Origin of the sequence: Nocardia sp. A7 (assembly GCF_046549215.1) — a bacterium.
Taxonomy (GTDB): domain Bacteria; phylum Actinomycetota; class Actinomycetes; order Mycobacteriales; family Mycobacteriaceae; genus Nocardia.
On the sequence record NZ_JAJPWE010000001.1, the window covers coordinates 999971 to 1018571 of the forward strand.

The window sequence follows — 18601 nt, forward strand, 5'->3', positions numbered from 1 at the left end:
CATCACTACCCGAGCCGAAGAAACCCCACCAAGTCAGCCAACTCCTCAGCCGTATCCGGAAGGTACTCGGTAAGCAGCGGCGACCGAATAACAATCGCCTTCCACATAGCCCGACACAGCGTGGCGTGAATAACAGTGCGCGACAACAGCGGCCGCATCCCGAAGGGCGCATCAGCAGGCGTCGACGTAGTCATCGACAACAGAACAACCGCAGCTTCCCGACCACGGAACCGGTCAGGAGTACCCACGAGCACGTCTTCGATCTTGGCCCGAGCCAGCAACGTCCGGATCCGCGCCACCTGCGCCGCGTAGGGAGCGACAACGACGATGTCGTGCGGATGGAGTTTGCGCGTTCCACCATCGGAGGTCCAGGTCTCACCGAGCAACACCCGCACCCGGCGCACCACTTCGCGCGCCTCCGCGTCGGACTCGGTAGCGCTGCCACGATGCTCGACGAGCACCGTACTCACCCCGGGCGCGATACCCGCCAGATCCCGCGTCAGCGTGATCGCCTCGTCCGCGCGTAGCCGACCGTCGTAACAGCTCGCCGACACCGGTTCACAGACCGCGGGATGCATCCGCCAGGTGCGGTCGAGAAAGTAACCGCGTTCGACGGGCAGCGTCGCCGCACCTTCGCACAACCATTCCAGGGACGAAACCTGCACAGGCTGCGGATGTTTCGCCTGCGACCTGGCCGGAACCGGATCGCCGATCAGCAGCAGATTACGAGCGCTCACCGCGACCGCGACGGTGTCGGCCAGTGAGCATTCGCCCGCGTCGGCGATCACCAGCAAATCGAGCGCCCCTGGTGCGATCAATCGCTCGTCGACGAAATCGGCGGTGGTGCCACCGATTACGCACCCGTTGACAGCGTTGTCGAGGAAGCGCGGGTATCGCGTGGCATCGATCGCCGACCAATCGGGACCGACCGAGGCAACATCCTTCTTCGCGACGAGTTCGGGCAGCAGCCCCGCTTCGACCACCGCGTCGAAGATCCGCTCGATCACCGCGTGCGACTGCGCCACCACCCCGATCCGCCACTTGTGCCGGGTGACGAGCCGCTCGAGCGCCCGCCCGGTGATGCCGGTCTTGCCGGTGCCCGGTGGGCCGTGCACCGCCAGATACGAGGCGTCCAGCGCACCGACCGCGTGCGCGAGGACAGCACCGAGGTCGTCGTGCGGCTGCGGTAGCGCCATCCCGTCGCGCAGTCGTGGCGCGCGGCGCAGCAGTAGGTCGTAGACCGCGTTCTCGGGCACCCACGGCAGGCTCATCAGCAGGTCCTGGGCGGTGTGCTCCAGTGCCGCCTCGATTTCGGCTTCGCCGTCGGGCGGCCCGGGGGCGATGGCCGCGGGCAGGTCGTCGTAGGGCGGGCAGCCCGCCGGGAGCAGTTCCTCCAGCCGAACGGTGTCGTCGAAGTTCGGGTCGATGGCACAACCGAGCACCGTGGCGGTGGCGGTGGCGCGACGGCCGAGCGTCTGGGTCATGCCCGCCGCGGCGGCGCCGTCGTAGATGGTGACCATCTGCGTGCCGGGGGTGAGCGTGGCGCCCGTGCCGAGCCGACCGGTGAGCGTGAGGTAGCGGCGCATCGTCGGAAGTTGCGGCGTGCGATGCCATTTGGTGTCGACCGTGCCCCATTCGACGACGAGCACACCCGGCGCGTCGGCCCATTCGCCGACCGGATGGCCGAGCCGGTCGATGTGTGCCCACCAGCGGGGCTGGCGTTCGCGCCGGTGATAGCCGAGGACCGCGGCCGTCAAGGAGGCGGCGCGAGCCGAATCACCTTGCGCGTCAGCGGCGAACTCACTCAGCGCCGCCTCCAGCGAGCCGGGATGCAGTGAGGGCGGCCCATCGGAATCCACGACGGCGAACCGTGTCCCGGGAACACCGATTCCCGCATCGGCCGCGCGATCGAGCAACCAGTCGCGGATACCGAGGACCGTGGCCGCGCGACCGGGCGTATCAGGCAACAACGCCGCGAGTCCCGTTGCGTCATAGGACTGCTCACCGATCAACAGCGCGGTCCGGACGATCGGCGCGAGATCCACCAGCGCTCGATCGGCCAACAGCTCATCCAGCAGATCAGCACCGGTTCCCAGCGCACCCGCCCAATCGAGCAGCGCCGTCCGAATATCCGAACCATAGTGGTACACACGCACATTCGGATCCGCCGACCGATGCTCGGCGATGATCTCCAGCAGTTCCTCGAGCACTCCCCCGCCCTGCGCCGACGGAGCGGGGCCGGAGGTGCTTTCTGGGCGCGGATCGGCCGACGCGTCGGCCGAGTCGCCGGTGACCACGCGCGCGAAAGCGATGGTGTCGGCCTCCGCGGGATCGGCGCCACCACCCGCACGATCGAGCGGGCGGCGCGGATCGACGCCCCTGCGTCCGACAGCGGTAGCGCCCACCTCCGACGAGTCCGCGCACGGATAACCGCCTGGATTCGCGGGTTCGACGCCGCCCGGCCCGAAGACCACGGCGTTCGTATCCCGCGCACCGACCGTCGTGGTGGAGCGGTTGCCGATGATGCTCGGCTGTTCCACCCCGGCGACTACCGGCCGGAAGACGATGGAGCTGGCGTCGGCGAGCTCGAGGCCGGTGATGGCACCGTGCCGATCCAGATCGATGACCAAGGCGAGGTCACCGGGGCGCGGGGCGGGGAGGGCGCCGAGCGCGGTGGCATCCCGGAGCTGGAAGGTGGGGCGGCCGGTACGTTCGCGGACGAGTTGGATTTCGGCCTGTGTGCGCAGGGCCGCCAGCGTGCGGGGGGCGAGGCCGGGCACGGGTGTGTTGGTGGTGGCGAGTCGGTCGATCGTGAGCACACCGGCCTCACGGAGCCTGGCCCGCTGAGTGGCGCGGATTCCCGCGACCAGCAGCAGGTCTCGCGCATTCGACGCCGCCGCACGGCAACTGGGGCACCGACCGCACGCCAGATAACGCGGGTCGCCCCATTGGACCGGCAGCAGTTCCGCCAGCTTGTCCTCGATGATCTGCGCTACCCTAGCCCGCCGCGCCGAATAGATCGGCGCCAGTTCCTCGGTCACCACCCGCCGCACACCCTCAGCTGTCCAGAGGTATGCCGCGGGATCGGCACCCACCCCCGCGTCGGTGAGCGCACGCGCGCACGCCGCGAATTCGAGGCGAGCACACAGCAGTTCGCGAGCCGGGTCGGTCTTGATCGCGTGCACAGAAGCGGCGGCCCGTTCGAAAGGCGTCCGCCCGGCGGCCAATTCGCGCCGCAGCACCCGACTGTCGGCGATCGACCCGACAAAACTGTTGATCGGCGACACCGGCTCCCGGTCCGGCGCCGCCGATGCCAGATCTGTTGACACAACGTCGGCCTCGGCCCGCGACCACTCCGAATCGCTCGAACGCTCGACCCCCCGGCCTTCGTCGTATCCTCCCTCGGCTGCCGACGTAGGAGCCGGCGCCGCTGACACGCCGACCGCGGCCGGACCGAGGGCACTGTGCAGCATGTAGCGCAGTTCACCAGCGGCGCGGGTCGAATCATCAGCTACCCGGACCAGAAGGTCAGCGCCACAGGCGAATCGACCATCGAAGAACACCGCGCCGTAGATCGCCTCCGCCCCGGCGCGCAGCGCGTGCGCGGTCTGCTCCGCGGCGGCGGTCAGTGCGGCGATCCTGGCGGCCGCGTCCCCGCCGACGACCTCGGGCGGCGGGATACGAACCAGCCGCGCACCGAAGTGCGCGAGAAGTTCGGCGGACGGTTCGCCCGTGCGCACGAGCGGGGCGGTGACATCGGGAACCCCGGGCAGGTTGCCGAGGGCGGCGTCGATGCCGCGCAGCACCGCGAACTCACAGTTCGCCGCGCGCGCGAGATCGCCGACGGCACCGACTACCCGATCACCGGACACGAACAAGCGCGGCCCTCCTGTGTTCACGCACACCCGACGCCCAACACCTTAACCAGCGTTGCGATACACCAGGGCACTACCCGCGAACAGCGCGAATGCGCCGACCGCGGCCCCGGTGCACGCGAACGGGACTCAGGTGCGGGGCTTGCGCCGTTCGGTGCGCGGACGCGCCTCACGGTCGCGGCGCGGGCCACGAGCGTTCAGTCGCTGCGCCGGTGCGCCCTGGTCGGGCGTCAGCTGGATCAGCACGCCGCTGATCCTGGTGCGCCGCAAGGCTTCCAGCGTTTCGTTGGGCAGGTTGGCCGGCAGCTCGACGAGGCTGTAGTCGGGCCGGATGCTGATATGACCGAAGTCGCTGCGACGCAGACCGCCCTCGTTGGCGATGGCACCGACGATCGCGCCGGGCACCACGCGGTGCCGCTTGCCGACGCTGATCCGGTAGGTGGCGAGTTCTTCGCCGTTCTCCCGGTTGAACGACGGCGGACGCGGGGCGCGGTCTTCGTCGTCGAAGCGGCGCGGTGCGCGCTCACGGTCGCGATCGAAGTCACGCTCGCGGCGCGGAGCGGGCTCCGGCTCCGGCGACATGAAGAAGTTGTCACCGTCGTAGCCGCCGACGGCCAGTGCCGCGGCGATATCGACGAGCGGGGTGTTGTGCTCGGCCTCGTAGTCCTCGATCAGCTTGCGGAACAGCGCCACATTGTCCGAGGCCAGGTTCTCGGTGATCGAGTCACCGAACTTGGAGGCACGCGTCGCGTTCACGTCGTCGACGCTCGGCAACTGCATCTCGGTGAGCGCGCTCCTGGTGGCCCGCTCGATCGACTTGAGCAGGTGACGCTCACGCGGGGCAACGAACAGCAGCGCCTCGCCCGAACGGCCCGCGCGGCCGGTACGACCGATGCGGTGCACGTAGGACTCGGTGTCGTGCGGGATGTCGTAGTTGACGACGTGCGAGATGCGATCCACATCGAGACCACGCGCGGCCACATCGGTGGCGACCAAGATATCGATGCCGCCCGACTTCAGCTGCCCGATTGTGCGTTCACGCTGGTTCTGCGCGATGTCACCGTTGATCGCGGCGGCGGAGAAACCACGCGAGCGCAGCTTCTCGGCCAGCTCTTCGGTGGCCTGCTTGGTGCGCACGAAGATGATCATCGCCTCGAAGGTTTCGACCTCGAGCACGCGAGTGAGGGCATCGAGCTTGCGCTGATGCGACACCTGCACATAGCGCTGGGTGATGTTGGAGCTGGTCTGCGTCGTGGACTTGACCGTGATCTCGACCGGATCGTTGAGGTACTGCTTGGAGATCTTGCGGATCACGCCCGGCATGGTGGCCGAGAACAGCGCGACCTGCTTGGTCTTGGGGGTGTCGCGCAGGATGCGCTCGACGTCCTCCTGGAAGCCCATCTTGAGCATCTCGTCGGCCTCGTCGAGCACCAGGTAGCGCAGCTCGGTGAGATCCAGCGTGCCCTTCTCCAGGTGATCGATCACACGGCCCGGCGTGCCGACGACGACGTGCGCGCCACGGCGCAGACCCGACAGCTGCACGCCGTAGCTCTGCCCGCCGTAGATCGGCAGCACGTGCAGACCGGGGATGTGCGAGGAGTATTTGCCGAACGCCTCGGCGACCTGGATCGCGAGTTCGCGCGTCGGCGCGAGCACCAGCGCGCTGGGCTTCTTCTGCGCGGTGTCCAGGTTCATCAGGATCGGGATCGCGAATGCCGCGGTTTTGCCGGTGCCCGTCTGGGCGAGGCCGACCACGTCGGCGCCGGCGAGCAGCGGGGGAATCGTCGCCGCTTGAATCGGGGACGGCGACTCGTAGCCCACATCGGCGATGGCCCGCAGTACGCGGTCATCGATCCCGAGATCGGCGAAAGTCGGGCCGTTGTCGTGCCTGTCGTCGTCGGCAGGAACGCTGTCGACCTCATTTGTACTCATTGACCACCAGTTTACCGCCTGGCGGTAGCTGTCCCAACCACCAGGTGAATACGGTGAGACCTATGCAACTGCGGGATGGGTCAGCACATGAGGAACTCGAGCCGGTGACAGTAGGGATCGGGGTGATCCAATTCGCCCCCGAAACCGACCCGGAAACGAACCTCTCGATCCTGCGTGAACACGTGCGGACGGCGGGTGCGCGCGTGGTGCTCGCACCCGAATACTCGATGTTCGCTGTGACCCGTCTCGACGAGCGAGTGGTGGCGGTCGCGCAACCGCTCGACGGCCCTTTCACCACCGGACTCGCCGCGCTCGCAGCCGAATTCGGAGTGTTTCTGGTGGCCGGTGTGGTGGAGTTGCCCGCACCGGGGGCGACGCGGATCAGTAATACGCTCGTCGCGCACGGGCCCGATGGCGCGCGCGTCGCGGTGTATCGCAAGGTGCATCTGTACGACGCGTTCGGGCATCTGGAATCGGATGTGGTGGTACCGGGCCCTCTTGTCGCGCCTGTCACATTCGCGGTCGACGGTGTGGTGTTCGGCATGCAGACCTGTTTCGATCTCCGTTTTCCGGAGGGATGTCGGCGTGTCGCCGCGGCGGGCGCGCACGTGTTGCTGCTCCCGGCGCAGTGGATTCCGGGGCCCGCCAAAGTCGACCAGTGGACGACGCTGCTGCGGGCGCGCGCCATCGAGAACACCGTGTACGTGGCGGCGGCCGATCAGTGCGCGCCGCGTGGTGCGGGCGCGTCGATGATCGTGGATCCGGCGGGAACGGTGCTCGCCGAACTCGGCGACGAACCCGGCGTGCTCACCGCGACGGTGGATCCGGCACATCTGGACCGGGTGCGCACCGCCAATCCCAGCCTCTCGCTGCGACGTTTCACCATTTCCGACGCGTCGGGGACGGAGTAGCGTTCGAGGCGATGGTGTACCCGGATCGCGAAGCGGCGGGCCGCGCCCTCGGCACCGCCCTCGAACACCTGCGGGCCACCCGTCCGCTGGTGCTCGGGCTGCCCCGCGGGGGTGTGCCGGTGGCGGCGGCGGTGAGCGCGGCGATCGGTGGCGAACTCGATGTGCTGCTGGTGCGCAAACTGGGGTTGCCGTGGCAGCCGGAGTTGGCGATGGGGGCGCTCGGGGAAAGCGGACTTGTTGTCCTCAATCGCGATGTCGTGGAGCACAGCGGGGTGAGCGCCGAGGCGTTCGACGAGGTGGAACAGGCCGAGCGGGCCGAACTCCGGCGTCGGCAGGAGATATTGCGTATCGGTGCTCCGATACCGCTGGCGCGGCGCACGGTGGTGATCGTCGACGACGGGATGGCGACCGGGGCGACGGTGGTCGCCGCGTGCCGGGTGGCGAACGCGCAGCGACCCGATCGGCTGGTGGTGGCCGTACCGGTCTCCGCGCCCGATGCCGCGCGCCGGGTCGAGCGCGAATGCGATGAGCTCGTCTGCCTGTGGACGCCGACCGACCTGGGCGGAGTCGGCATGGCCTACAGCGACTTTCATCAACTCGCCGATGACGAGGTCCTCGCCCTCCTGCGTTGAGCGTGTTTCGCGATCAGCCGAAGCACTGTCCTTCACCGCGGTAGGTGGGAACTGTTGTGCGCGAGCCGGACTCGTCGACCAGGTGGATCTCGGCGAAGCGTTCGCACAGCTCGCCCGCTTTGGCGTGCCGGAACCAGACGCGGTCGCCGATCTCGAGTTCCGCACCGCCGGCCAGGGGTGTCTGGACCTCACCCGCGCCTTCGGAGCCGAGCAGTTTCAGACCGGCGGGCCACACGGGAGCCGGGACGCGGCTGGGGCCGGCGGGGCCCGACGCGATGTAACCGCCCGCGAAGACGGTCGCGATGGTCGGCGTGGGTTTGCGCAGGACCGGGGTGGCGAAGAACAGGGCGGGGCGCGGGGTGAACGAGCGGTAGTGGTCGAACAGGGTCGGCACGTAGAGGCCCGAACCGGCGGTGACCTCGGTGACACCGGGGTCGGTGATCGAGACTTCGATCGAACCGGTGCCACCGCTGTTGACGATTTCCAGCGGGCCGGTCACCGCGCGCACCGCGTCGAGTACCCGGGTGCGTCTGCGTCCGATTTCGATGGCGGACAAGCGTTTCACCACGCGCACCGCCGGATTGCTGTCGGGCAGTCCGGCGATCTGCGACTCGTAGGTCATCACGCCGACTACGTTGAATCCGCGTCGCAGCGCCTCGGCAGCCAGCTCGGCGGCGTCGTCGGGACTGCGCACGGGCGAGCGCCGGGCACCCAGGTGCAGCGGGCCGATGCGCAACGCGGCGTCGACATCGAGGCAGACGCGCGGGTGGACCAGGTCGGTGCCAAGCGCGGCACGGGTGAGTTCGAGCTGGGCGACATCGTCGATCATCAGCGTGATCGCTTCGAGCAGGGTCGGGGCGGCGGCGAGTTCGGCCAGGGCGGCGCGGTCGAGAACCGGGTAGCCGAGCAGCACGTCGCGGGCACCGAGGCGGGCCAGCCAGATGGCCTCGCGCAACGAGTAGGCCATGATCCCGGCGAAGCCGTCGCGGGCGGTGAGTCCGTCGCCGAGCACGCGCTCGAGCACGGCGCGACAGCGCACCGACTTACTGGCCACTCGCACCGCGATGCCGTTCGCACGCCGAACCAGGTCGGCGGCATTGCGATCGAGCGCGGTCAGGTCGACGGCGGCCAGCGGCGGGTCGAGCTCCGCGGTCGCCGCGTGCAGATGGTGCAGCGATGTCGTCTGGGTCACTCGACTACTGAACCACCTATTTGGTCAATCGTCCAGTATTGCGGATCAGCTTTCGACCGCTTTCAGGGTCAGACAACCGACCAGGTCGTCGATCACCACCAGAATGGTCTCGTCGTTGCCGTCGGCGAGCCAGCGCAGCACCGAGCCGTGGAACACCGAAACGAGGTAGCCCGCGACCGAATCGACCGGCTCGAGCCACTGCGTGCCGGACAGCCGCGCGCACATCTCGAGGAAGTCGGCGGCCTCGTCGTCCATCTCGCGGAACATCGCGACGGCGGTCGGATCGCCGACGGTCTCACCAGAGGGCGCCCACCGCTGGCGCAGGGTCTGCAACGCGGCTTCGTAGGCGGCTATCCGCCGGGTGGGCGCGGCCTTCACCAGTGGCCAGTAGGTGCTGAGCCCAGCATGTAAGTACACCCGCAGCGCCCGAACACCGGTGGCGTCCGAACTGGCGGCGGCTTGTTCGACGGCATCACATACCGCGGGCCGAAGCGAAATTTCAGTTAGTTCACGGCTGGCGCTCAACGACGACTCCTCGGCAACAAAATTCGCTGCCCGCGGCGATGCGAGCTTGGTGGTCACCGAGCTCGATCTTAGAAGGTTTTCAGGATTCACGAACTGGTTCAGCCATCCTTTTCAGACTGAAAGATTGTTTTGTTACCCGAATGCGACCTTTAGTAAAACCGACCATACGGCTTCAATTGTTCGCATTCTCCCGATATCCAGCACCCCAACGCTGGAATTGCGCATCTGCTCAATACTACAAGTGGACCCCGGTCCGCCACGTTTGTGTGGGCGACGGCACAGTGGCACCCACCCGAACGGACGCGACACATCCGATGACCGATCCGCGAACTCCGGCGCGGGGGCACCGGAGTCGCCGATAACCTGGTCGGGTGACTCTCTCGCCTCCCGCCGATCAGTTCGCTCTCAGCGGCACCTTCAATTTCCGCGATGTGGGCGGCCTTCGCACCGCCGACGGCAGCACGGTTCGCCCCGGCGTGCTGCTGCGATCCGCTCAGCTGAGCGGTCTGGACGACCATGGCCACGACACCCTGCGTGAATGGGGCGTCACCGATGTGCACGATCTGCGCGGCATCGTCGAGATCGACCACATCGGCCACGACACCCTGCCCGATGACGTGCGCCTGCACGTGACGCCGTTCGACTCGCGCATGGAGGAGGCCCCGCCCCACGAGGCGAAGACCGTCTCGGCGTTCGCGCACATGATCGAGGTCTACCGGGCCTTCCCGACCCTGCCCGAGGCGCACACCGCGATCGCCGAACTGGCAGGCTCGATCGTGCGCGGCGACGGCGCGGTCCTGGTGCACTGCGCGGCAGGCAAGGACCGCACCGGCTGGGCGGTAGCCACCCTGCTGCGCGCGGTCGGTGTCACCGAGGAAGACGTCTACGCCGACTTCCTGGCCAGCAACGCCGCGGTCGAACCGCTGCGCAGACTCCTGGAGCCGAAGATCGGCAACGGCGACGCACTCTCGGACGACCTACTCGGCGTCCGCGAGGAGTACCTACGCACCGCCGACGCGAGCGTGCGCGACCACCACGGCGACATCGAGAGCTACCTCGTCGTTGTCGGACTCACCGACGACCTGCGTGCGGCGCTGCGAGCACGGCTACTCTGATCACAGTCCGCTGACAAGGCGGGAAGGGTCGATGCGAACCAGGCCCTCGGCATCGATGCTGACGAAATCGCCGGTGTGGAACCAGCTTCCACTGAAGCGGGCAGCCGAGGCGTCGGGGTCGTTCCAGTAGCGGCGGCTGACATTCGGTCCGCGACACAGCAATTCGCCGCGACCGGCGCTCGCCTGCGGGCCCGACAGCGCCAATTCTGTTCCGCCGAAGGCGAATCCCAGGGCGGAGTCGGTGTCGGCCAGTTCGGTGTCGTCGACCACAAGGCCGATTCCACTGGTCTCGGTGGCGCCCCAGACCGACCACTGCTTGGCGCCGGGGAACAACCCGCGCAGCGCCGAGGTGAGGGTGGCGGGGGCCGCGGCGGCGGCGCGTTCGGAGCGGTGACAGGCCTTGCTGATCCGCCGCACACCGGCACCCGCACGGCGGGCGACGAGTTCGGGGACCAGTCCCGCGAAGATCCGCGGCGTGGCCGATACCGTGTCGATCCGCTCGCTGACCAGCACGTCGGCGAGGCTGCGCGCCGTCGGCGCGAGGACGACCGTGCCGCCGACAGCGAAGGTGGGCAACAGTTGGTCGACGCAACCGCTGGCGTGGGCCAGCGGCAGCAACACCAGATTGCGCAACCCGTCGGCGGGCAACCCGAGCGCGCCGACCACCGACGACACCGCCGACAGCAGGTTCTCGTTGGACAGTTCAACGCCCGCGGGCATGGACCGACGGGTGCCGGTGTAGCAGAGCAGGGCCGGATCATCCAGGGCCGCACCGTCATCGATGTAGGCGGTGCTGTCGGGCAGCGGCCCGTCGGGGCCGAGCACGAAATCGGCTCTGCTGTCGGCGATTACGCGGTCGGCGATCGCGGCGGGCAAGGCGTCGGGCACCAGCACCGGCACCGCGCCCGAGAGCAGCGCGCCGAGAAACGCCTGCACCCATCGCGCACTGGTCGGCATGTGCACCGCGACCCGATCGCCGTAGCCGACGCCGTGGTCCTGCAGGCCGCCCGCGATCCGCGAGGCGCTGTGCCAGAGTTCGCGGTAGGTCAGGCGCGGGCCGCCGACCTCGACGACCGCCTCCCGATTCGTGAACGAGTGCACGCGCAGATCGAGCAGTTCGGTGAGGGCCGGGCTGAGGTCGCCGTAGCGCAGCACGCCGTCGGAGCCCCGCCGCAGCTGCGTTGCCGCACTGGTGGCGGGGAACTCGAAGACGGCCGCGCCCGGTTCGTGCTCGCCATGACCCATCCGGACCTCCGTACGTCGATACAGCCGCACAGTGACTATATGACGTGGATCACACCGCTGTCAGGCGCTCGGCGCGTTCATTCGCCGCGATAGGTCGCCTTGCCCGGTCCGAGCTCGAGGAAGCTGCCTACCGCACCACGCAGGTCCGCGGTGCCGAACAGCTCGCCCGAGACCTTCGGCGTCACCGAATCAGCGTGTGCCACACCGCCGGAACGCCACGCTTCGATGATCTGTTTGGTCGCGGCGTGCGCGCGGGTCGGGCCGTCGGCGAGCCGGGTCACCAGCGCGCCTGCCGCGGTCTCCAAGTCTTCGTGGATCGCGTTGACCACGCCCCACTCGACCATCGTCACGGCGCTGTAGAGGTCGCCGGTCATCACGAACTCGCGGGCGCGGCCCGAGCCTGCCCGCTCGGCCAGCCGCTGCGGCCCGCCCATCGACGGTGTCAACCCCACGACGGTCTCCACCAGTCCGAATCTCGCCTTCGGCGCGGCGAGGATGATGTCGCAGGCAAGCGACATCTCGAAGGCGGCGGTCAGGGTGAGCCCGTGCGCGGCGAACACCACCGGGCACGGCAGCGCCTCCAGTGGGTGGATGATCTGCTCGAACAGTTCACGCCACAGCTGCGCGCCCTCCTCGACAGTGCGGCCGTCGAAGATGTTCACATCGACACCGCCCGAGACGATCTTGCCCTCGGCCCTGATCAGCAGCGCACGCGGCGGCTGTGCGCGCACCGCGGCGATATCGGCGATCAGCGAGTCGATGAGTTCGCGATCGAACAGGTTCAGCGGCGGATGGTCGATCGTGATCGTCGCGACCTCGGCACCGCCTTCGGTGAACTCGCGGATGAGTCGGGTCGGCTGGGTTTCACTCATCGGGTCAGCGTAGATCTCAGACCCGGAGGCCGACAGCGCCAGCCGGTGCAAACCGGTCACCCACATCACGGAACCGCGGGCTGTCGGTGCTCGTTGGCATGATGAGTTGTCGGGTGCGCAAGTGCCCTACAGTTCGACTCGTTGGGGCGAAGAGGAGGACGACGCCGTGTTCAAGAACGCGATCGAAAAAGCCGTGGTCGATGTGCTCGACACCGGGTCCAAGCTGCAGGCGCCGGCCGTACGCCGCTATGTCGGGTTCCTGCGTGAGCGCCATCCCGGGGAGAGTCCGGCCCAGATCGTGACAAGGCTGGAGAAGCAGTACCTACTCGCCGTCACCGGAAGCGGTGCGGCGGTCGGGGCCACCGCGGCGGTGCCGGGTATCGGGACGATCGCCGCGCTCGGGGCCGTGAGCGCCGAGACCGTGTTCTTCATGGAGGCCTCGGCCCTGTTCACCCTGGCACAGGCCGCGGTGCACGGCATCGAGCCCGAGAACAAGGAAGCCCGGCGCGCGCTGGTGCTCGCGGTCGTACTCGGCGATGCCGGGATAGCGATCGTGCAGAAGGGACTGAGCACCCAGTCGAAGAATTGGGCGGGCGCGCTGGCGGGCAAGGTCCCCGGCCTCGGCGGGATCAACAGCAAGCTGCTGCAGCAGTTCATGAAGCGGTTCATCACCAAGCGGGTCGCGCTGATGGCAGGCAAGGTGCTGCCCGCCGGAATCGGTGCCGCCATCGGTGGCGCGGGCAACCGGGCGCTGGGCAAGGTGACGATCGAGAACGCGCACAAGGCTTTCGGACCCGCCCCCGCGTTCTGGCAAACCCCGCTGCACAACGTCATCGACGCCGATCCGCTGCCCGCGATCGGCACCGGCGAGGTGAAGAAGAAGTGAGCAACAGCGGCGGCGGTGATGCCCTGCTGGTACGCGGTGTCGACAAGCAGTTCGGGCCGGTGAGCGCGGTCCACGAGATCGACTTCGCGGTGCCCGCGGGTTCGGTGACCGCGCTCGTCGGGCCCGCGGGTGCGGGCAAGTCGACGGTGCTGCAGATGGTGCTCGGTCTGCAGCAGCCGACCACAGGCAGCATCGAGGGCGTGGCCCATGGTCCCGCCGCCGTCGGGGCGGTGCTGAGTCCGCGCGGATTACATCCGGCGCGCACGGTACGCGATCAACTGCGGTGCTACGCGCCGGTCGCGGGTGCGTCCCGGCGCCGGGTCGCCGCGGTACTCGACGAAACCGGCCTCACCGCTGTCGCCGAAACTGTTGTCGCCCAATTGCATCCGGGCCAGCAGACCCGGCTGGCCCTGGCGATGGCGTTGTTGGGCAACCCCCGGTTGCTCGTACTCGATGATCTGTTCGCGGGCGCGAACAGCACCGAACGCGGCTGGCTGCACGAGCTGCTGCGCGGCCACGCGAACCGCGGCGGCACCGTGCTGGTCAGTTCCGACGCGCTGGCCGATGTGGTGTCGAGCGCTGATCAACTCGTGGTGCTGAGCGAGGGCACTGTCGTCTGGCAGGGCACTCCGGCCAAGTTGCGCCGTGGCCATCCCGACCGCTTCGTTGTCGCCGCGTCCCCGTCCATCGCGCTGGCGACCGCGCTGGCAGGCCAGGGATACACCGACGCGGTCATGCGACCCGACGGACGCCTCGCCGTCGCCGAGGCGAGCGAAGCGACCATCCGCTCGATCGCCGACACCGCGCAGGTGCGGATCGGCAGCATCGTCGCCGACCCCATCCACCCCGATCGGGTGCTGGCCTCGCTGACCAAACCGCGCCGCCACCGGCACACCGTGCCGACGCCGACGCCCGCCGCGTACGCCCCGGCCACGACCTCGTATGGGACGCCCCGATGACCACCTCCGTGATCCCCGCCGATCTCGTTCCCGGTATCGAGACCGAGGCGCGCAAGATCGTCGCGCTGCGCCGGACCCGGCTGCTGCTGGCCGCGCCGATCGTGCTGGCGCTGGTCGGGACGCTGGTCACGGCGATCATGTCGGGGCCCGTCGATCCGAAGGGTCAGCCCGCGACCGGTGCCGCCACGGTCGGCCTCTATCTGGGCATGGTCGCGGTCTTCGTGGTCGCCGCACTGCTCGGCATCGCCTCGACCGGCGGTGAATACCGGCACAGGACCATGGCGTTGACCGTGCTGTTCGCGCCCGATCGCGACCGGCTGGTCACCGCGAAGTACGCCGCGACCGCCGCGTTCGCGGTCGCGATCGCGCTGGCCGCCGAACTGGTGAGCTTTTTGGTGCTGCTCGTCGCGGCGCGCGGAAAATTCGAGCTCGGCTGGTTGCTGATCGAAGTGCTCGCGGCCGGATTGCTGGTAGCGATGTGTTGGGCCGTGCTCGGCGCCGGAATCGGGCTGCTGCTGCGCACGTTCAGCGGCGCGGTGTGGCTCGTGCTCGGCTGGGCTTTCGCGCTCGAACCGCTGATCTGGGTGGTGGCCAAGGGTTTCGGGGCAGGCGGATTCGCCGCGATCCTGCCCGTCTCGGCCACGGTGGCCGGGGTGAGCGCGGGCTCGTTCGACGAGGCCGAGGTCTTCGCGCCGACACCGGCGGCCCTGGTGGTCCTGCTGCTGTGGACAGCGGCAGTCGGTGCCGCGGGGTGGTGGGACCTGCGCAACCGAGACCTGTAGTGCCTGCGACCACGGGTTCGTCCGGGTGGATTCGCAGGCTGTGGCGCCTGTGCCTGGAGCATCCACGACTGCTGGCGGGCATCGCGGTCTCGGTGCTGGCCGGTGCGGGGGTCGCGATCGCCGCACCGCTGGCCACCAAACGCGCGGTCGACGCCGCCCAGGTGGGCGACACCGCGGTGATCGGCAGCGCCGCCGTCCTGCTCGCCGTCCTGGCCGTGACGCGGTTCGTCGTCACCTTCGCGCGCAGGCTCTGGGCGGGCAAGCTGTCGCTGGAAGTGCAACACAGCCTTCGCATTTCGCTGCTCGCCGCCCTCCAGCGGCTCGACGGCGCGGGCCAGGACGCGATCCGCACCGGGCAGGTGGTGTCGCGATCGATCACCGATCTGCAGCTCGTGCAGGGACTGCTCGCCATGGTGCCGTGGTCGGGCCTGGCGGTGTTGCAGTTCGTGCTGTCGGCGGTGGTGATGGTGTGGTTGAGTCCACCGCTGGCACTGGCCGCGCTGCTGGTCGCGCCCGCGATGGCGGTGATCGTGTGGCGGATGCGGCCCCGGCTCTACGCCGCGACCTGGTCGGCGCAGCAGCGCGCGGCCGACCTGGCCGAACACGTCGAGCAGACGGTGACCGGCGTCCGGGTGGTGAAGGGGTTCGGGCAGGAATCCCGCATGGTCGACATCCTCGAAGACCACGGCAGGCTGCTGTTCGCCGAGCGGATGCGTGCCGCGCGGATCAACGCCAGGTTCGCGCCGCTGGTGTCGGCGCTACCGCAGGCCGGGCTGGTCGCGGTGATCATCGTCGGCGGGGTGCTCGCCTCGCACGGCGCGATCGGCATCGGCACCTTTCTCGCGTTCACCGCCTATCTCGCCACGATGACGTCCTCGGCTCGCACGATCACCTCGGTGGTGATCATGGGTCAGCTCACCAAGGCCGCCGTCGACCGGGTCTTCGGGGTGATCGACGCGGCGCCGGTACTCGTCGATCCGGAGGACCCCACCGAGCTACCGCCGGGACCTCTCGGGATCGAATTCGATGCTGTCAGTTTCGGTTTCGAGGCCGATCAGCCGGTATTGCAGGAACTCGACCTCACCGTGCGCCCCGGTGAGACGGTCGCGGTGATCGGCCCGGCGGGCTCGGGCAAGTCCACGCTCTCGCTGCTGCTCCCCCGTTTCTACGCGCCCGATGCGGGCCGAATCGCTCTCGTCGGCACCGACGGCACCCGCGTCGACCTGGCCGACCTGCGCGCCGCCGAACTGCGCGGCGCGGTCGGTGTGGTCTTCGATGATCCGTTCCTGTTCTCCGACACCATCGCCGCCAATATCGCGCTGGGCAGGCCCGAGGCCACCGACGCCGAGATCAGGGCCGCCGCGACGGCCGCCGCCGCGGACGAGTTCATCGCCGCCTTGCCCGAGGGCTACGACACCGTCATCGGCGAACGCGGGCTGACGCTGTCGGGCGGACAACGCCAGCGCATCGCCCTGGCGAGGGTGCTGCTCACCCGCCCCCGCGTGCTGGTGCTCGACGACGCCACCTCCGCGGTCGACGCCGTCACCGAGGCCGAGATCTTCCGGCGGCTGCCCGATCCGGGCGGTCGAACCACGCTCATCCTGGCGCACCGCGAATCGACGCTGGCCCAGGCCGACCGCGTCATCCGGCTGCCCGCACCCGCGGGCTCGGTGGTGCCGACAACGACCGACCTGACCAAACCGCGCGGCGACGCGGGTAAGCCGCGCTCGATGTCGTCGGCTTCGAACGACCTCAGCGAGACACCGGAACTACGCGCCGCGGTCGACGCACTGCCACCGGCCACCGAAGAACCCGCACTGCCCGGAGACCTACGCGCACCCCAGCCCGACTTCGGCCTCGGCCGACTGTTGCGCCCGGTTCGCGGCCTGGTGTGCGTGGTCGTGCTGCTGCTCATCGTCGATGCCCTGCTCGGCATCGCCTTCCCACCGCTGGTCCGCTATGCCATCGACACCGGCGTCACCGCGGGCGACGACACCGCGCTGGTGATCTCGGGGGTGATCGGGATCGGACTGGTGCTGGCTGGACTGGCCGTCGGCGCGGTGGTCACCGTGATCACCGCGCGCACGGGCGAGCGAGTGCTGTTCGGGCTGCGGGTGCGCAGTTACGCCCAGTTGCAGCGGCTCGGCCTCGATTTCTACGAGCGCGAACTGTCCGGCCGCATCATGACCAGGATGACCACCGACGTCGACGCGCTGTCGACGTTCCTGCAGACCGGGGTCGCCACTGGGCTGGTCGCGTTGATCACCCTGATCGGCGTCGCCATCGGACTGTTCTTCATCGATGCCGGGCTGGCCGTGGTCGTGCTGGTCGCTGTGTTGCCGATGCTGCTTGCCACGTTGCTGTTCCGGCGGGTGTCCTCGGTCGCCTACACCGTCTCGCGGGAACGGGTCTCGGCGGTCAATGCCGGATTCCAGGAGAACATCGCGGGCCTGCGCGCCGTGCAGGCCGCCCGCAACGAGCCGACCGCCGCGCGTCGCTTCGCCGAGTACTCCCACCGCTATCGCGATGCCAGAATCCGCGCGCAACGTGCGATCGCGGCCTATTTCTCCTTCGGTCTCGCCTGGGCCGATCTCGCCCTCGCCGTCGTGGTCTACCTGGGCGCCAATGCCGTCGCCGACGGGCGCACGACCACCGGAACGCTCGTCGCCTTCGTGCTCTACCTGGGGCTGCTGTTCAGTCCCATCCAGGATCTGTCCCAGGTCTTCGACGGCTATCAGCAGGCCAGAGTCGGTCTGCGGCGCATCGGCGAGCTGCTGCGCACCGAGTCATCGATCGCCGCCGACCCGCCTGACGCGGTCGCCATCGACCGGTTGCACGGCGAGATCGTCTTCGACGACGTCCACTTCCGCTATCCGGGCACCAGCTCCCCCGCCCTCGACGGCGTCACCTTCGCCGTCCCGGCGGGCGCGACCCTGGCGCTGGTCGGCCCGACCGGCGCGGGCAAGTCCACCATCGTGAAATTGCTCGCCCGGCTCTACGACCTGCCCCCAGACCCGGCGACGGGCGCGATCCGGGTCGACGGTGTCGACATCCGTGACTATGTGCTCACCGACTACCGGTCGCGGCTCGGCATCGTGCCGCAGGAAGTTCACTTGTTCACCGGCGACGTGGCGAGCAACATTGCATTCGGGCAAATATTCGCCACCCCGGTGGATATCGCGACCGCCGCCGACAATGTCGGCGCCACCGACATGATCGACGGACTACCCCGGAAAATGGCGCATCCGGTCGGGGAACGCGGCCGGGGACTTTCCGCCGGACAACGTCAGCTGATCGCCTTGGCCAGGGCCGAACTGGTCGATCCCGACCTGCTCCTGCTCGACGAGGCCACGTCCACCCTCGACCCGGAAACCGAGGCATCGGTGCTGGTCGCCAGCCGATCGCTGGCGCGAGGACGGACCACCGTGGTGGTCGCGCATCGTCTGGTGACCGCGGCCCGCGCCGATCTGGTCGCGGTGGTCGAGCACGGTCGTATCGTGGAATTCGGCGCGCCGTTCGACCTACTCGCCAGTAGCGGCCCGTACTCCCGACTCTGGGCGGCGGGGCAGGAGGCAGAGGGCATAGTGTCGACCCAAGACCGGTAGCGACGCCTGTCAGCCGCGGGGCATATGCTCGGTGAGGGCGCATCGGCAGCAATCCGCTGATTCCCCTGCC

At 68.9% G+C, this 18601-nt stretch carries 13 protein-coding genes; 7 read left to right on the plus strand and 6 right to left on the minus strand.

Annotation, left to right across the window (positions count from 1 at the left end; all coding sequences use genetic code 11):
- Positions 1–5: 5 nt before the first annotated feature.
- Both ACLJPD_RS04485 and ACLJPD_RS04490 read right to left on the minus strand, forming a co-directional pair.
- Entirely contained in the window at positions 6–3872 is a 3867-nt protein-coding gene (locus tag ACLJPD_RS04485) for an AAA domain-containing protein (protein ID WP_410871924.1), read from the minus strand.
- 132 nt (positions 3873–4004) lie between these two features.
- Positions 4005–5807, minus strand: a complete 1803-nt coding sequence (locus ACLJPD_RS04490; protein WP_410870431.1) for a DEAD/DEAH box helicase — start codon at positions 5805–5807, stop codon at positions 4005–4007.
- Between the two features lie 62 nt (positions 5808–5869).
- Between ACLJPD_RS04490 and ACLJPD_RS04495 the strand changes: the two genes are divergently transcribed.
- The gene (locus tag ACLJPD_RS04495) at positions 5870–6718 is read left to right on the plus strand and encodes a carbon-nitrogen hydrolase family protein (RefSeq protein WP_410870432.1); all 849 of its coding nucleotides are present in this window, start codon (positions 5870–5872) and stop codon (positions 6716–6718) included.
- 11 nt (positions 6719–6729) lie between these two features.
- A complete protein-coding gene (locus tag ACLJPD_RS04500) occupies positions 6730–7350 on the plus strand; it encodes a phosphoribosyltransferase (protein WP_410870433.1) in 621 nt (206 codons plus the stop codon).
- A 13-nt stretch (positions 7351–7363) separates the two neighbouring features.
- Here ACLJPD_RS04500 and ACLJPD_RS04505 read toward each other — a convergent pair whose 3' ends face one another.
- Together ACLJPD_RS04505 and ACLJPD_RS04510 are read right to left on the minus strand one after the other, a co-directional pair.
- Positions 7364–8542, minus strand: coding sequence for an alanine racemase (locus ACLJPD_RS04505; protein WP_410870434.1), 1179 nt, complete (start codon positions 8540–8542; stop codon positions 7364–7366).
- Positions 8543–8587: 45 nt separating this feature from the next.
- Positions 8588–9157, minus strand: a complete 570-nt coding sequence (locus ACLJPD_RS04510; RefSeq protein ID WP_410870435.1) for a TetR family transcriptional regulator — start codon at positions 9155–9157, stop codon at positions 8588–8590.
- 281 nt (positions 9158–9438) lie between these two features.
- Between ACLJPD_RS04510 and ACLJPD_RS04515 the strand changes: the two genes are divergently transcribed.
- Positions 9439–10182, plus strand: a complete 744-nt coding sequence (locus ACLJPD_RS04515; protein ID WP_410870436.1) for a tyrosine-protein phosphatase — start codon at positions 9439–9441, stop codon at positions 10180–10182.
- Here ACLJPD_RS04515 and ACLJPD_RS04520 read toward each other — a convergent pair whose 3' ends face one another.
- Positions 10183–11427, minus strand: a complete 1245-nt coding sequence (locus ACLJPD_RS04520) for a class I adenylate-forming enzyme family protein (protein WP_410870437.1) — start codon at positions 11425–11427, stop codon at positions 10183–10185.
- Between the two features lie 77 nt (positions 11428–11504).
- Positions 11505–12299, minus strand: coding sequence for an enoyl-CoA hydratase/isomerase family protein (locus tag ACLJPD_RS04525; RefSeq protein ID WP_410870438.1), 795 nt, complete (start codon positions 12297–12299; stop codon positions 11505–11507).
- Positions 12300–12465: 166 nt separating this feature from the next.
- On the opposite strand from ACLJPD_RS04525, the gene ACLJPD_RS04530 reads away from it, so the two are divergent.
- From ACLJPD_RS04530 to ACLJPD_RS04545, 4 genes are read left to right on the plus strand one after another with little or no spacing between them, the layout of a single operon-like run.
- Positions 12466–13185 (plus strand): hypothetical protein, encoded by a 720-nt coding sequence (locus tag ACLJPD_RS04530; RefSeq protein WP_410871925.1) that lies wholly within the window; start codon positions 12466–12468, stop codon positions 13183–13185.
- Positions 13182–14144, plus strand: coding sequence for an ATP-binding cassette domain-containing protein (locus ACLJPD_RS04535; RefSeq protein WP_410870439.1), 963 nt, complete (start codon positions 13182–13184; stop codon positions 14142–14144). The genes ACLJPD_RS04530 and ACLJPD_RS04535 overlap by 4 nt, the downstream gene beginning before the upstream one ends.
- Positions 14141–14926: an ABC transporter permease subunit gene (locus ACLJPD_RS04540; RefSeq protein WP_410870440.1), complete on the plus strand. Its 786-nt coding sequence runs from the start codon at positions 14141–14143 to the stop codon at positions 14924–14926. The genes ACLJPD_RS04535 and ACLJPD_RS04540 overlap by 4 nt, the downstream gene beginning before the upstream one ends.
- A complete protein-coding gene (locus ACLJPD_RS04545) occupies positions 14926–18531 on the plus strand; it encodes an ABC transporter ATP-binding protein (protein WP_410870441.1) in 3606 nt (1201 codons plus the stop codon). The genes ACLJPD_RS04540 and ACLJPD_RS04545 overlap by 1 nt, the downstream gene beginning before the upstream one ends.
- Positions 18532–18601 lie beyond the last annotated feature (70 nt).